At 34.3% G+C, this 15,216-nt stretch carries 12 protein-coding genes; 11 read left to right on the top strand and 1 reads right to left on the bottom strand.

Annotated features, from left to right (window positions below):
• The first annotated feature begins 105 nt into the window (after positions 1–105).
• From RBQ61_RS16725 to RBQ61_RS16680, 10 genes are all read left to right on the top strand, one after another.
• Positions 106–1,275, top strand: coding sequence for a pyridoxal phosphate-dependent aminotransferase (locus RBQ61_RS16725; protein WP_308138350.1), 1,170 nt, complete (start codon positions 106–108; stop codon positions 1,273–1,275).
• Between the two features lie 23 nt (positions 1,276–1,298).
• A complete protein-coding gene (locus RBQ61_RS16720) occupies positions 1,299–2,960 on the top strand; it encodes a M20/M25/M40 family metallo-hydrolase (RefSeq protein WP_308138349.1) in 1,662 nt (553 codons plus the stop codon).
• A 14-nt stretch (positions 2,961–2,974) separates the two neighbouring features.
• Positions 2,975–3,949, top strand: coding sequence for a C-terminal binding protein (locus tag RBQ61_RS16715; RefSeq protein ID WP_308138348.1), 975 nt, complete (start codon positions 2,975–2,977; stop codon positions 3,947–3,949).
• Positions 3,950–4,412: 463 nt separating this feature from the next.
• On the top strand, positions 4,413–5,090 hold the full coding sequence (locus RBQ61_RS16710; RefSeq protein WP_308138347.1) for a GntR family transcriptional regulator: 678 nt from the start codon (positions 4,413–4,415) through the stop codon (positions 5,088–5,090).
• A 367-nt stretch (positions 5,091–5,457) separates the two neighbouring features.
• Positions 5,458–6,549: a metallophosphoesterase gene (locus tag RBQ61_RS16705; RefSeq protein WP_308138346.1), complete on the top strand. Its 1,092-nt coding sequence runs from the start codon at positions 5,458–5,460 to the stop codon at positions 6,547–6,549.
• A 1-nt stretch (position 6,550) separates the two neighbouring features.
• The gene (locus tag RBQ61_RS16700; protein WP_308138345.1) at positions 6,551–9,277 is read left to right on the top strand and encodes an ATP-binding protein; all 2,727 of its coding nucleotides are present in this window, start codon (positions 6,551–6,553) and stop codon (positions 9,275–9,277) included.
• Positions 9,278–9,286: 9 nt separating this feature from the next.
• Positions 9,287–9,979 (top strand): metallophosphoesterase, encoded by a 693-nt coding sequence (locus RBQ61_RS16695; protein WP_308138344.1) that lies wholly within the window; start codon positions 9,287–9,289, stop codon positions 9,977–9,979.
• Positions 9,980–10,231: 252 nt separating this feature from the next.
• Positions 10,232–11,266: an L-threonine 3-dehydrogenase gene (tdh, locus tag RBQ61_RS16690; RefSeq protein ID WP_308140140.1), complete on the top strand. Its 1,035-nt coding sequence runs from the start codon at positions 10,232–10,234 to the stop codon at positions 11,264–11,266.
• Positions 11,267–11,283: 17 nt separating this feature from the next.
• Positions 11,284–12,474 carry a glycine C-acetyltransferase gene (locus RBQ61_RS16685; RefSeq protein WP_308138343.1) on the top strand — a complete coding sequence of 397 codons (1,191 nt, stop codon included), beginning with the start codon at positions 11,284–11,286 and terminating at the stop codon, positions 12,472–12,474.
• A gap of 135 nt (positions 12,475–12,609) precedes the next feature.
• Entirely contained in the window at positions 12,610–13,656 is a 1,047-nt protein-coding gene (locus tag RBQ61_RS16680; RefSeq protein WP_308140139.1) for a branched-chain amino acid aminotransferase, read from the top strand.
• Between the two features lie 196 nt (positions 13,657–13,852).
• On the opposite strand, the gene RBQ61_RS16675 is transcribed toward RBQ61_RS16680, so the two are convergent.
• Positions 13,853–14,395 carry a nitroreductase family protein gene (locus RBQ61_RS16675; protein WP_308138342.1) on the bottom strand — a complete coding sequence of 181 codons (543 nt, stop codon included), beginning with the start codon at positions 14,393–14,395 and terminating at the stop codon, positions 13,853–13,855.
• 148 nt (positions 14,396–14,543) lie between these two features.
• Here RBQ61_RS16675 and RBQ61_RS16670 point away from each other — a divergent pair, with 148 nt between their 5' ends.
• Positions 14,544–15,143 carry a TetR/AcrR family transcriptional regulator gene (locus tag RBQ61_RS16670; protein ID WP_308138341.1) on the top strand — a complete coding sequence of 200 codons (600 nt, stop codon included), beginning with the start codon at positions 14,544–14,546 and terminating at the stop codon, positions 15,141–15,143.
• Positions 15,144–15,216 lie beyond the last annotated feature (73 nt).

Raw genomic sequence — 15,216 nt, 5'->3', positions numbered from 1 at the left:
TTAGCAAAACATTAGTATACATATCCATGTATACATGTATACAATAATTAATAAAATAGCATTTTCAAAAATATTAATCTATAAATAAAATTAGGAGGAAGTAAAATGATAGCTTGTAATGACAGGTTAGAAGCAATGCCTTTTGGAGGATTGTATGAAATCTTTGCAAAGGCGAACAGATTAGAAGAACAAGGTAAGAGAATAATACACATGGAAATAGGACGGCCGGATTTTGATTCTCCTGACTTTGCAAAGGAAGCAGTAAAGTTAGCATTAGATAAAGGGCAAGTACATTATACTGACATTAATGGGATAGAGCCTTTAAGAAAGGCTATTATAGAAAAGGAAGAAAGACGCTTTGGATTAAAATACGATTATGAAACTGAAATAAGTGTAACGAGTGGAGCTGCCGAGGCTATTGGAGTTATAATGCTTACAATGATGAATCCGGGTGACGAAATCATTTGTCCAAGCCCATACTTTTCAGCATATAAAGAGCAGGCAATTATTGCGGGAGTAAAGTTAGTAGAAGTTCCTGTACTTATGTCAGAAAATTGGGAATTAAATGTAGATAGAATTAAAGACAGAATTACACCTAAAACAAAGATGCTTTTAATTAATTCCCCTAACAATCCTGCAGGATATGTTTTGAATAAGGAAAATTTAGAAAAAATTGCTGATTTAGCAAAAGCAAATGATTTAATTGTTATATCTGATGAATGTTATGATGAGTTTATATATGGCGAAAAACATGTTTCTATTTCAACTTTAGAAGACATGAGGGACAGAACTTTAGTAGTTAAATCAACTTCTAAATCTTTTTCAATGACAGGTTGGAGAATAGGTTATGTATTAGGATCAGCAAATGCTATAAAATATATAAATAAAGTTCATCAAAATTTTTCAACTTGTGCAACAGCATTTGCTCAATGGGGTGCAGTAGAAGCTTTTAAAAATGGTGACGAGTTTATAGACAGCATGGTAAAGGAATTTAAAAGAAGAGGTGACTATTTATATGAAGCCTTTACAAAGATTGACGGATTAAAAATGATAAAACCAAAAGGTGCTTTTTATGCTTTCCCTGATATAACATCATTCGGAATGTCAGAAAAAGACTTCTGTAATTATTTAATGGAAGAAGCAGGTGTAGTAGGTGTACCGGGAACATCATTTGGTGATTATGGAAAAGGCCATGTTAGACTAGCATATTGCCGTTCCTATGAGGATATTATTGAAGCGTGTGATAAAATTAAGACAGCTTTGGGTAAACTATAATTTAAATAAGCGGGGTGCATTAAATGACTATTAATATAAATAATTTAAAAAATACAATTGAAACAAATTTATTAGATTTTGTAGGTACAAGAAGTGATACTAATTCCAAATTGGAATTAAACATAGAGAAATTTTATGAGAACTGGTTTAATAAAGTTGAATATTTTAAGGAAAATCCAGAGAACTGTGGTTTCTATGACATACCTGGTGACTACATAGGCAGAAAGGTTTCATGGTGCCTATTAAAAGGACAAGGTAACGACACTATTGTATTCATACATCACAATGATTGCGTTGAAACTAAGGATTATGGAGTTTTTGAACCGTTTTGCTTAAAGCCGTACGAGGTAGAAAAAGCATTCAAAAATACTACTATTGAGCTTCCTAAGAAAATGAAAGAAGATTTATTAAGTGATAAATGGATATTTGGTCGTGGCGTTGCCGACATGAAGGGCGGTGGAGCGATTCAGCTTTCATTAATAGAGGAATACAGCAAAGATAAAAACTTTAAGGGTAATATTGTTCTTCTCTCTGTGCCAGATGAAGAAAATTTATCAGCTGGTATGAGAGCTGGAGCACTTAAATTAAAAGAATTAAAAGATAAATATGGTTTAGATTATAAACTAATGATAAATTGTGAGCCGCATGAACGCGATGATGAATCAAAACCAACTTGGTACGATGGTTCAATAGGTAAAATAATGCCTGTAGTCTATGTTAGAGGTAAGCTTACTCATGTAGGATACGTTTATCAAGGAATTAACCCTATAAATATTCTTGCTGAAATAATCAGGAAAACTGAATTGAATCCTAATTTTCTTGAAAGAAAAGGAAATACAACAAATCCTGCTCCTACATGGTTATATCACAAGGATAGGAAGACTGTATACGATGTATCTTTACCAAAGGCTACATGCGGCTACATGAGTATTCTTCCATTGGAAAAAACTCCTATGGAATTAATGGGAGAGTTGAAGAAAATAAGCGTTAAGGCTTTTGAAACAGTAGTTGAAGAATTAAATGAAAGCTACAAAAAATATACTGAGATGTCTGGACTTGAGTATCAAAGATTAAATTGGGAGCCAAAAGTAAAATTCTATTCTGAGCTGTATAAAGATGCTTTAAGAGATTCAGGAAAAGAATTTGAAGAGGCATATATTAAGGTAATGGCAGAAGTTAAAGAAAAATTCAATAATAATGAAGTATCAACAATAGAGGCTGCAAACATTATAATTGAAAAAACACTGGAATATGTGAAAGACTTAAATCCATGTGTGATTTTAGCACTTACTCCACCATATTATCCAAGTACAAATAATATGATGCTTGGCGAGAAGTCAAAAAAGATTAATGAAATTATAGAACAATTAAAAGAATATTCTAAAGATAATTTTAATGAAGAAATTGTAGTGCAAAATTATTATACGGGAATATCTGACTTAAGCTACGCAATGTTCGTATCAGAGCAAAGAGATATTGACTATATAGAAAACAACATGCTTATGTGGAAAGATGTTTATTATATTCCATTAGAAGAAATTAAAGATGTGTCAATGCCAGTTATAAATATAGGGCCTTGGGGAGTAGATTTGCACAAATATACTGAAAGAGTTAATAAAGAAGACTTATTCTATAAAGCTCCGTTGTTTATAGACTTATTTATAACAAAATTACTGCACGAATAGAAGGAGAAAATAAAATGAGTAAAAAGATTGTTGTAAGCAGCGTATTAATAACCGATCCTGCTTATGAAAAGGAATTAATAGAAAAAGCAAGCTTTCAATTAAAATTTGTACCTAATGATGATAATGAAACATTTTTAAAAGAAGTAGTTGATGCAGATGCAGTTATTACCGCGGATAAAAAAATTACTAAAGATATAATAGAATCCATGAATAAATGCAAGGTTATTGTAAGACAAGGCATAGGATATGATACCATTGATTTGGCAACTGCTAAGAAAAAAGAAATCGCAGTTTGCAATATACCAGACTATAGTATACAGGAAGTATCTGATTATACCCTTGCTCTTATGATGACAATATTAAGACATACAAATACTTATAATGAACATACAAGAAAAGGCATTTGGGATATTCAAAGTGTTCATACAGTTACCGGTTTTCCTCCGATGAGAAGATTTTCAACACAAACTCTTGGTATATTTGGATTTGGAAGAATTGCAAAGTTAGTTGCTAAAAAGGCAAAGCCATTTGGGTTCAGAATTATTGCAACAGATCCATATGTTGATCCAAAGGTGGCTGAAGAGATGGGAGTAGAACTGGTTGACTTTGATACTGTTGTAAGAGAAGCTGACGTAATGTCTATAAACACTCCTCTAACGCCTGAAACAAAACATATGTTTAATCTGGAAGTGTTTAAAAAGATGAAACCGACTGCATTTGTTATTAATACTGGCAGAGGCCCACTTATCAAAGAAAAAGATTTATATGAAGCATTAAAAAATAAAGTTATAGCAGGAGCTGCAATAGATGTAACGGAGACTGAACCTTTACCAGTTGAAAATGAATTATTTACACTAGATAATCTTATAATTACACCGCACGCAGCTTTCTTTACTAGAGATTCGTTTGAAGAATTGAGAAGAAGAGCATGTGAAGAAGCAATTCGCGTATTAAATGGACAAGAACCTGAAAATAGAGTAAATAAATAATAAATAAGGAGCTGCAGCTATTTTTGTTTTGCTGCAGCTCCCATTTTGCTTGACTGTAAACGAATGCAAATGTATAATTGAGTATATGTGTAATTGGACATTTTATATGCAGGGTTGCTTCATCTGGGTGAAACAGAGTCTGAAAGTTGTTTGTCTGCTATCATTAGGCAAAAGATGGGTTAAACCCTTGACTTTTTGCAGAACGCTTGCTACAGTATTTCTAAAATATGAGCATATAGCTGCTATATAAACTTTGTTGATTTCAAGGCTATCAAGTCTTAAAGAACTTTCTTTAATTGGTCATTCTGCTGACCTTTCAATTTATAATACCATCTTCCAAGAGTGTATAATTTAGAATTGCAGAGTATTAAGAGCTATACTCAATAGGCTGTTTTGCTCAACTCTATGAGGCCTATTAATTAAAGAGAAATATGTATAAAAGAGCGAGAAAGGATGATACATTATGTTGCAACTGCCTCAGATAAAGACAACTGGTACATTGTCTGAAAAAACCTATGAAATATTAAAAAAAGCAATTATTCAACTTGAGCTAAAACCAGGTGAATTAATAACTGTAGAAAGTATTTCAGAGCAATTGGGGGTATCTAGAACTCCCATAAGAACAGCGCTAAATAGTTTGATAAACGATGGTTTGATTGAAATGATACCAGGAAAAGGAACGTTTGTTAAAAGCTTGTCACAAAAAGAAGCAACAGATTTGTTAAATGTCCGCGAATTGTTGGAATGTTATTCGGTTAAATTAGCTGCGGAATTAAGAACAGAAGATGACTTAAAGCAATTAGAGTATATTCTATATAAAACAGAATTAACATGTAAAAGGAAAAATAAAAATAATCAAGAATTTTTAACACTAGATTCGGAATTTCATGAAACAATTGCCAGAATAAGTAGTAATTCATATTTGGAAAGTCAATTATCAATGATAGTAGATAACTGCAGACGATATTTAAATGCCACAACATTTGAAAAGACGATACCTGATGTATTAGTTGAACACAAGGAATTATATGAACAAATTAAAAAACAGGATATCTTATTGTCTGAAGCTTGTATGAAAAAGCATATTACGAATATTAAAGATCGTATGATTTATTACATTAATTTAAATGAAAATATATAAAAAATTATTTAAATAAATTTATAAATACTAGAATTATATTAAGTAACAAGATATTTCGCAAAAAGTGAAAAGTCTTGTTTTTTTATTCAAATTTCAAGATGAATTGCTTCAGTGTGCTTATGCTTTTTAGAATAAACCAATTGTATATTGCGTATCACAGTGTTGATGCCTAATCATGGTATCTCCTTATATTTGCCGATTAAATAGCTATTGAAGCCGCGTACTTAATAAAGGAGTATATAAATTATTGAATGAAAGAATTTTCTGTGATAGAATAATGTGGAAGAAGATTTAGTAAAAAAGCCTTGACATAACAGTCAGACGTATTCTGACTGCGGACAAAAAACATCGGATAAGGGGAGCACCCATGAAAATTAAATTTATTCATACGTCAGACATACATTTAGGGAAAAAATTCGAAATTACTAATTTTAGTTTAAAGGAACGGAAAAAGAGAAGACAGGAAATTTGGGATACTTTTGAAGAAATAGTAAAAACAGCGAAGCTTGAAAAAACTGAATATTTGTTTATTGCAGGAGATTTGACTGAAGGTGAATACATTGATTTCAAAAGCATTAAGCGCATATCGCAGAAATTTGGGTCGATTCCTGATACAAGAGTTATAATAACATGCGGCAAAAGTGATCCATACAATATTAATAGCATGTATGAATATGCTCAGTGGCCGAAAAATGTATATATTGTAAAGAATACGGAATCTATTGAAAAGATTAATTTCAGCGATACTAATGTGTGCATCTATTCCATGAGCTGGGACAACCATGAGTATAACCATAAAACTCAGGCGGTATATGATATTTCTGTTGATGAGGATAAAATTAATGTGCTGTTGCTGTGTTGCGATATAGAAACAGAATCAAAACTGCTTCCGGTAAATATAGATATAATAAAAAATAAATTTGATTATTGTGCTCTGGGAGGGAAACACAACTTCATTGCATCAAGATCCAACGCAGTTTATTGCGGAAGTCCAGAACCGCTTGGGTTTGACGAAACAGAAGAGCATGGTATTGTTAAAGGAACTCTTGAAAAAAAGAATACGGAATACAATATTTGTCCAATGGCAAAAAGAAGATTTATTACGCGTCCCATAGAGTTAGATGTCAGCTACAGTTTCAACAAAATATTAGATTTAATCAAATTTTCTGGTGATACATTTTCGAATATTAAGGATTATGTTAAAATTGAACTTTCAGGAACTGTGAATACAGATGTATCTATGGAAGAAATTGAGGATGAAGCGAAGCAATTTTTTTATTACATAGAATTTGAAGAAAACTATATTTATAAAAATCCAGAAGATAAAGTGTATGAACACAATGAATTCAACATAGTCGAAAGTTATAAGATGCAGTTCGAAAATCAGAATGACAAAATTGAGCAGCAGGCATTCAAACTCGGTCTTGATGTTCTGCGCAAAGAAAAGGTGGTAAATTAGCATGTATATAAATAAATTGCATTTAAGAGCATTTGGAAAATTTGTATACAAACGGCTGTACTTTGAGAATAAATTCAATATTATATATGGTGAAAATGAAGCGGGTAAAAGTACGGTGCATAATTTTATAGAAGCTGCTCTTTACGGGTTTGACGAAGATGAACTAGGGTTCGCCAGGTACGATAAATATAAGCCGTGGGACAGCAATCTATACAAAGGGTCTTTGGGACTAAGGGACTTAAGTGGAGAAAAGTATCTTGTTGCAAGAGATTTTCTTTTGGGAACAACACAGGTTTTCAATAAGTCGACTGACGATTCTGAAATGCAGGAAAAAACAATAACTAGCCCCGGTGAACACTTTTTCAATATGAATAAAATTTCATTCAGAAATACTGTCAGTGTGAGGCAGCTGGGAAACAAGACTGAAAAGGAGCTGGCTGGCGAACTAAAAAACAAAATAATCAATTTGAGCAAGACAAGAGATGAAACTATTTCTTTGGAGAGAATACTTCACAGACTGAACAGTGTTAAGGAAGAAGCCGGAGATGAAAATAACGATAAAACTCTTCTCGGTCAATATTCGTTGAGATTAAACGAACTTAAAAATTCAAGAGAAAACTCAATAAACGCTAAACGTCAGGTTATGTTTCTCGCTATGGAAAAGAAAAAGACGGGAAGCAAAATACAAGAGCTTGATATACGTATACAGGAGCTTAACAGGCAGATTGCGGAGTATGAACTTTCAATAGACAAGGACAAGTTCTTAAGAGCAGAGCCTGTCCAAAATGAACTGAATGACATAAATGATAAGCTATCGCACTTTTCTGAGGAAGAACTGAAGAATTATTCTGATGCTGATTTTAAAGAGGCGGTTAAAATTGAAAGTGCATTAAATTTAATGTACAGCCAGAGAAGAAGTCTTGAAGATGAGCTTGCAGAAAAAAAAGAAAAATTGGATAATCTTAAAGCAGATATTTGCAATAAGATAGATGAGCAATTTGATATTGACAAGATTAATATTGATTATGCAAACTATAAAAACAATACTTCCAAAATAAACGACCTGAAGTTGAAAATAGATGCGGGAAAACAAAGCATCAGTAGCATAAACATAGAAGAAATAGATCGCTTCATACGAAGTTACGGTGAAGTAGAAGAAATTAACAGGAAAATGGAAGCTGCCAATATCTTTCTGGACAAAAGCAATTATGAAAAAATGAAAAGCTACAAATCATTAAAATCAGGAACTTTGATTTTATTGTTTATTATTGCGTCGGCTGCAATTGGAGGCGTATGGTGGGCAAGCTTTGAATACAGTACTTACATAAAGGACTTTATTGACCGATACTATGTACTGAATGAGTCCGTAAATATTTCCGCTGCTGCAGCGACGGCACTTATAGCAATTATATTCATTTTGACTGCAAAACCGGTACTAAACAGAATAAAGAGCGCAAAGAATGAAATTGACAGTATGGAGTGCGAATTTGCTGACTATACAATTTCTCTGAACAGGATGGAAGAAGAAAAACAGGAAATTGTCGATCAGGAAGGATGCGATGATTTTGATGAAATGACAGAACGATACAATAAGCTTAACAAAGAAAAAGGCATGTATGAAGAAAAAAACAGGCTTATCAGCTACGATACAGAGTCATTAAATGCATCAATCCAGGAGAAGAATGATTTAGAGAAAAGCCTTTTGGAAATTCTTGCGAAATTGAATATAAAAGAAGTATCCGCCGAAAATATAAAAGAAGTGAACAATGCTTATGCAAGAGTGGGCTCTGTAAAGGAAGCCATATTAGAATTAAGTGAATCAATAGAACAATTGAATCAGAAACTTGCTAAGTTTGAGAAAGAAATTAAGTTTGAAGAAAAAAGATTAGAAATAATACTTGAAAGTAATGCGATGGAAGATTTGGAAGCATTCAGAGAAGCGGTGGAATACAGCGAGAAATATACCGAATTGCTAAATAATAAGGATTATAAGGAAAGTATACTTAAAAAGATACTTGTTGACGAAGATTTTGAGGACTTAAAAAGCAGAACAAAAAATGTTGAAAGTTATGAAATTAAAAAGATCGAAAAGAAAGAATACCAGCTTAACATATATAAGCTGGAAAATGAAAAATCAAAGCTGTTGGAAAGTGTCGACAATATAGTTAAAGAAATTGATGAAATTGAGAGTAATGCAAGAAATCTCGCGGAAGTAGAGGAAGAAATTGACTTTTACGAAAATAAAATTAATGCATTTAAACAGAAAATAAAAGTTGTTGAAGTTGCGGCGGACAGAATTATAAAAATATCCGATTCTATTAAGGGAGATTTTATGCCTTTGCTTAGGAAGTCCATAAGTGACAATTTCTCATATTTAACCGGAGGCAGGTACAGCGAAGTACTTATTGACGAAAATATGAATATCGCTGTTGTTGAGGAAGATAATAAAGACAGGAGAATAGAGCTTGAAAGCCTGAGTGGAGGTACGCTTGATCAGATGTATCTGTCACTTCGCATAGGTTTAGGGAATATTTTAAGCGGCAACCAAAACATTCCGCTAATATTTGATGACAGTTTTGTTCAGTATGATACGAGAAGGCTTAAAAACTCACTTGAAATGCTTGCAAAGGAAAGTGAAAGAAGACAGATTATACTTTTTACTTGCCAGGAACGTGAGGCAGAACTTACTAAGCAAATGAATATTAAGTTTAATTACATAAAATTATAAGGAAATTATATGAAAATTTTTGCAATAGCTGATTTGCATTTTGACAGTAAAAATGAAAAACCAATGAATATTTTTGGAGACAATTGGATTAACCATGAAAATAAAATCATTGATGACTGGGTAAAAACCGTCAGCTGTGAGGATCTTGTTTTGGTTCCGGGTGATATTTCTTGGGCAACAAAGCTTGATGAGGCAGTTGAGGACTTGGAAAAAATAGACGGACTGCCGGGAACTAAAATTATAGGCAAGGGAAATCATGATTATTGGTGGGCTACTGCCAGCAAATTGGACGGCCTTGGATTGAAAACAATCAAGTTTTTAAAGAATAACAGTTATGAATTTGACGGAGCTGTTATTTGCGGAACTAGAGGATGGGATACATTAAAAGATCATCAGGAGGATATTTCAAACGAAAAAATTTATATGAGAGAAATGAACAGGCTTAAGATTTCTCTTGATGCGACAAAAAAAAGCAAGGGCGTAAAAATAGTTATGCTGCATTTTCCTCCATTTGATTCTAACGGCATTCCAAACGATTTTTTTAATATAATTAAGGAGTACGGAGCCGAAGTGTGCATATATGGCCATCTTCATGGAGAAGAAGGGCACAAAAATGTCAGGGAGGGTATTATTAATGACATTTCTGTTCACTGTGTTTCGAGCGACTATTTAAGGTTTAAACTAAAAAAAATTTTGTGGTAGATACTTGGTATTTGTCCAAAGCATTAAATATATTATATAGGTCTCATATAGACTGAAAAGAGTATGCTGGGTGGATAAATACCGAGTTTTTTTATTATTACGAAAATAAATATGTTGTAATATGTCTAAATACTGTTTATGAATTGTATACAAATTGCTAATCAGGCTCTTGACATGGAAACAAATTTGAAGTATCATTTATTTGATATGGTTACGTTTTTTTATTATTAGGAGGGTAAGTATATGGCTAAAATGGATGCGCTTGTAAAGAAATACAAAGAAAAAGGTTTATGGCTTGAACAAGTTGATGTTCCTACTCCCAAAGAAGGGGAAGTTCTTGTGAAACTTCATAAAACCTCAATATGTGGAACAGATGTTCACATTTATGAGTGGAATAAATGGGCTCAAGATACAATACCGGTTCCTATGACAATCGGTCATGAGTTTGTAGGTGAAATTGTAGAAGTAGGCAAAGGTGTTAAAGATTTGTACGCAGGTGATTTGGTATCGGGAGAAGGTCATATAGTATGCGGCAAATGCAGAAACTGTCTTGCGGGAAGAAGGCATCTGTGCAAGGATACAATGGGGGTGGGTGTTAACAGAACAGGAATTTTCTCCGAATATGTAACACTGCCTGCAACTAACATTTGGCTTTGTGATAAATCACTCCCGGAAGAATTATACAGCATTTTTGATCCGTTCGGCAATGCTGCTCATACAGCCCTCTCATTTGATGTTCTGGGAGAAGATGTGCTTATTACGGGCGCAGGTCCAATAGGTGTTATGGCAGCAGCTATTTCAAAATTTGCCGGAGCGAGATTCATAGTTATAACTGATATTAATGACAGCAGGCTTCAGCTGGCTGCTAAAATGGGGAATTTCAGAACCGTCAACACAGCTAAAGAAAAGCTGAGTGATGTAATGAGTGAATTGGGTATGAAAGAAGGATTTGATGTGGGAATGGAGATGTCGGGTAATCACGTGGCACTCAATCAAATTATTGATAACATGTCTCACGGAGGCAAAATTGCAATGCTTGGACTTCAGGACACAAACACGGCAATTGACTGGAACAAGGTAGTATTTAACGGACTTCACATAAAAGGAATTTACGGAAGGGAAATGTTTGAAACATGGTACAAAATGCAGGCTATGATTAAGGCGGGACTTGATATATCGCCAATTATAACTCATAGATATCATTACACTGAGTTTGAAAAAGGCTTTGAAGCCATGATAAGCGGAAAGTCAGGAAAGGTTATTCTGGACTGGACTGAGAAAAAATAAATATTCAGAGGTGAAATATGTATAAGGAATCAAAACAAATTTATACTGACATTTTACAAGAAATCAAGGACAGCGGGCTTTGGAAGGAAGAGAGAATTATTACAACTCCTCAAAGAAGCAGAATAGACACAACCATGGTGGAAGGCGTATTGAATATGTGCGCAAACAATTACCTGGGGCTTTCGGATAACAAGGATGTTATTGAAGCGGCCAAACAGGCCTATGATTCATGGGGCTATGGATTATCTTCTGTTAGATTTATATGCGGAACACAGGGGATACATAAGCAGCTGGAGCAAAAACTAAGTGAATTTCTTAAAACTGAAGATACAATTTTGTATTCTTCAGCATTTGACGCAAACGGCGGCTTATTTGAAACAATAACAACGGATAAAGATGCAATAATAAGTGATGAATTAAATCATGCTAGCATTATCGATGGTGTTAGACTCGCCAAGGCAAAAAAATACAGATACAAAAACAACAATATGAAGTCGTTGGAAGAACAGCTTATGCAGGCTGATAAAGACGGAGCACGCATGAAACTTATCGCAACAGACGGAGTGTTCTCCATGGACGGAATAGTTGCTGATTTAAAAGGAATCTGTGATTTGGCGGATAAATACAATGCTCTGGTAATGGTTGATGACAGTCATGCTGTGGGATTTGTGGGCGAAAAGGGAAGAGGAACTCATGAGTACAGAGATGTAGTAGGAAGAGTCGATATTATAACAGGAACTTTAGGTAAGGCTCTGGGAGGAGCATCCGGTGGATATACAAGCGGAAGAAAAGAAATAATAGATTTGCTGAGACAGCGTTCGAGGCCGTATTTGTTTTCAAATACATTGGCGCCGGCGATTGCGGGAGCGTCGCTGAAAGTTCTTGAGATGCTTAGTGAAAGTACACAGTACAGAGATAAGCTGGAGGAAAATACAAAGTACTTCAGGCAGGAAATCAAAAAAATAGGACTTGAAATAATCGACAGCGAACATCCTATAGTTCCAATCATGCTTGGAGATGCTGTGCTTTCTCAAAAAATGGCTGAAAAATTGCTGGAAAAGGGAGTGTATGCTATAGGATTCTATTATCCTGTTGTTCCAAAGGGAAAAGCGAGAATAAGGACACAGATTTCTGCAGCTCATTCCAAAGACGATTTGGATTTTGCAATTAATGCGTTTAAAGAAGTTAAGTCCGAGCTTGGAATTTAATTACCCGGGAAATTATTTGACGAAAATTGCTTAAAATATAAAAAACTGCTTCTTGGTGAGAAGCAGTTTTTTTCTATGTTTATACATTTTATTGCTTGAAAAACATGTCCACAAGGGGTATACTAGTTTGTAATTATATTACAAAGGAGGTATAAACAAATGACTAAAAAAGATATTAAGTGGTCTGAACTGGGGTTTAATTATATCAAGACTGATAAAAGATATATTTCACGCTGGAAAGACGGAAGCTGGGATGAGGGACAACTTGTTGAAGATAATAAAATATCAATAAGCGAAGGTTCTACATGCTTGCATTACGGACAGGAGTGTTTTGAGGGGCTGAAAGCTTACGGTACAAAAGATGGTGGAATTCAGCTTTTTAGACCTGATGAAAATGCAAAGAGAATGCAGACGAGCTGCGAGAAAATAATGATGCCTAAGGTTCCTGTAGAAAAATTTGTAGATGCATGTATGCAGGTTGTAAAGGCAAATGAGGCGTGGGTACCTCCGTATGGCTCAGGTGCAACATTTTATTTAAGACCGTTTGTGATCGGTGTTGGTGACAATATAGGTGTAAAGCCTGCAGAAGAATATATATTCGGAATTTTCGGAATGCCGGTTGGACCTTACTTCAAAGGAGGCATGAGTCCTGTTAACTTTACTACAACAGACGAGGACAGAGCTGCACCTAACGGAACCGGAAAAATCAAGGTTGGCGGAAACTATGCGGCAAGTCTTCATTCACATAATGATGCAGCAAAAAATGGATTTGCTGATTGTATTTATCTTGACCCTGCAACACATACTAAAATTGATGAAGTTGGAGCTGCAAACTTTTTTGGAATTACAAAGGATAATAAATTTGTGACACCAAAATCTTCATCAATACTGCCGAGTATCACCAGAATATCACTTATGCAGGTTTCCAGGGAATACTTAGGAATGGAAGCAATAGAAGAAGATGTATTTATAGATGAACTTGACAATTTTAAAGAAGCAGGTGCGTGCGGAACTGCAGCTGTTATTACTCCAATAGGCGGCATTGAGTACAAAGGAAAACTTCACGTATTCCACAGTGAAACAGAAGTAGGACCTGTTACAAAGAAATTATATGAAACTTTATACAATATTCAGATGGGAGATATTAAAGCTCCGGAAGGATGGATTTACAAAGTTCTATAAGAATATATAAAATCAGAACTGAATAAATACCATCAATATGTTCGATCAAAAAGACACAGCAGTAAAGCAGCTGTGTCTTTTTGATTTGAAGCCAAAGCAGGAAAACCGCCGCTTGGCAATGACTAGATGTACAATTTCATTCTAAGTGTTCGATTGCTAAACTACGGTAAGTAAACTCGTTCCATTTAACAAATCATCACATTTGCGAATTAGTACAGTCTACATATTTTTCATACATTATGGTGTTTGAAAGTGGTTTCCTTTCGGTTGCATGGCGTTCAGGATTCAGAAACCCTTTTTTGGGATATCCCAAGATTAGCAATGCAGTAGGTTCTATGTATCCTGGAATATTAAATTCCTTTCGTATTACATTCGGGTCAAACAAGCCAACCATCACACTTCCAATGTTTAACTCTCTAGCTGCCAGCATCATGTGATCGCAAATAATACCGATATCTAAATCTCCTGAACATTTCTGATCAAATGGACGTATCAGCTCATTTCTTGTATCTCGGCATACAATTAGAACACAACGTGAGCCAAATATTTTATATGCTTTCTGAACCTTACATAGATTATTTGGGGTTTGAACAACTATGATTCGTTGTGGCTGTTGATTGCAGGCCGTAGGTGCAACATGCCCAACAGACAGAATTCTTTCTAAATCAAATTTTGAAATGCTTTGGTCTGTAAATCCGCGCGTGGTACAGCGTGCTTTTGCCAATTCAAATAAATCCATTATATTCCCTCCATATAAAACGCGAATAAAACTTCGTGTTTTAATAATAGCACCAATGTGAGATTTCGTCAATAGAACACGAATAAAACTTCATATTCTATTGACCTTCTGTCTGTATAAATATATAATTAGTGTTGAGGTGAGGTGAATGAAGGAAATACGGAAGCCTATCCAAAAGCGTTCAATTGAGAAAATGAACAAAATCTCAGATGCTGGTTTTGAGCTATTTTGCGAAAAGGGCTATCATGGAACAAATACAATTGAAATTGCAAAACGTGCTAATGTATCGACCGGCGCGCTATACAGCTATTTCAGGGATAAGCGCGACATATACATTACCGCCTTTGAACAATATCTTAATTCTTTTTCAAATGCTTTATTTGAAAAATTAGAAGACATGCAACAACCATTTAATCTTTCAATTTTTATCGAGAGATGGATTTCAATATATATTGAAGTGTATGCAACATCAAATCAGGCTTTAGCTCAATTGAGAATGGTAATGATAGAAGATGAAAAAATTAATCAGCATTTTTGTGATTTTGAAAATAAGTATGTGTATGGAATTGTTGATATATTAAACAAAAATAATATTCTCTCTAATAACCTTCCCGAAAAGGTTTATGCTTCTTGTATATTGGTGGACGCATTATGCCGGGAAAAATCCTCTTTTCCACATGACAAGCTGAATTACACAGCCCTAGAAGCCCAAATAAAAAATGCTATATTCCATATGCTGTCATCATGAGTATCCTCTTATATCTAATGGATACTGTAAATAGTGCTTGTTTCCTTAGATATTTTACTTGGCAGTGCCCATA

Origin of the sequence: Sedimentibacter sp. MB35-C1 (assembly GCF_030913635.1) — a bacterium.
Classification (GTDB): domain Bacteria; phylum Bacillota; class Clostridia; order Tissierellales; family Sedimentibacteraceae; genus Sedimentibacter.
The sequence above is the reverse complement of the archived record's forward strand: the minus strand, read 5'-3'. Positions and strand labels throughout refer to the sequence as shown.

Coding starts and splice junctions, on each gene's coding strand:
- RBQ61_RS16725 (WP_308138350.1), top strand. CDS start 106: ATGATAGCTTGTAATGACAGGTTAGAAGCAATGCCTTTTGGAGGATTG.
- RBQ61_RS16720 (WP_308138349.1), top strand. CDS start 1,299: ATGACTATTAATATAAATAATTTAAAAAATACAATTGAAACAAATTTA.
- RBQ61_RS16715 (WP_308138348.1), top strand. CDS start 2,975: ATGAGTAAAAAGATTGTTGTAAGCAGCGTATTAATAACCGATCCTGCT.
- RBQ61_RS16710 (WP_308138347.1), top strand. CDS start 4,413: ATGTTGCAACTGCCTCAGATAAAGACAACTGGTACATTGTCTGAAAAA.
- RBQ61_RS16705 (WP_308138346.1), top strand. CDS start 5,458: ATGAAAATTAAATTTATTCATACGTCAGACATACATTTAGGGAAAAAA.
- RBQ61_RS16700 (WP_308138345.1), top strand. CDS start 6,551: ATGTATATAAATAAATTGCATTTAAGAGCATTTGGAAAATTTGTATAC.
- RBQ61_RS16695 (WP_308138344.1), top strand. CDS start 9,287: ATGAAAATTTTTGCAATAGCTGATTTGCATTTTGACAGTAAAAATGAA.
- tdh (WP_308140140.1), top strand. CDS start 10,232: ATGGATGCGCTTGTAAAGAAATACAAAGAAAAAGGTTTATGGCTTGAA.
- RBQ61_RS16685 (WP_308138343.1), top strand. CDS start 11,284: ATGTATAAGGAATCAAAACAAATTTATACTGACATTTTACAAGAAATC.
- RBQ61_RS16675 (WP_308138342.1), bottom strand. CDS start 14,395: ATGGATTTATTTGAATTGGCAAAAGCACGCTGTACCACGCGCGGATTT.
- RBQ61_RS16670 (WP_308138341.1), top strand. CDS start 14,544: ATGAAGGAAATACGGAAGCCTATCCAAAAGCGTTCAATTGAGAAAATG.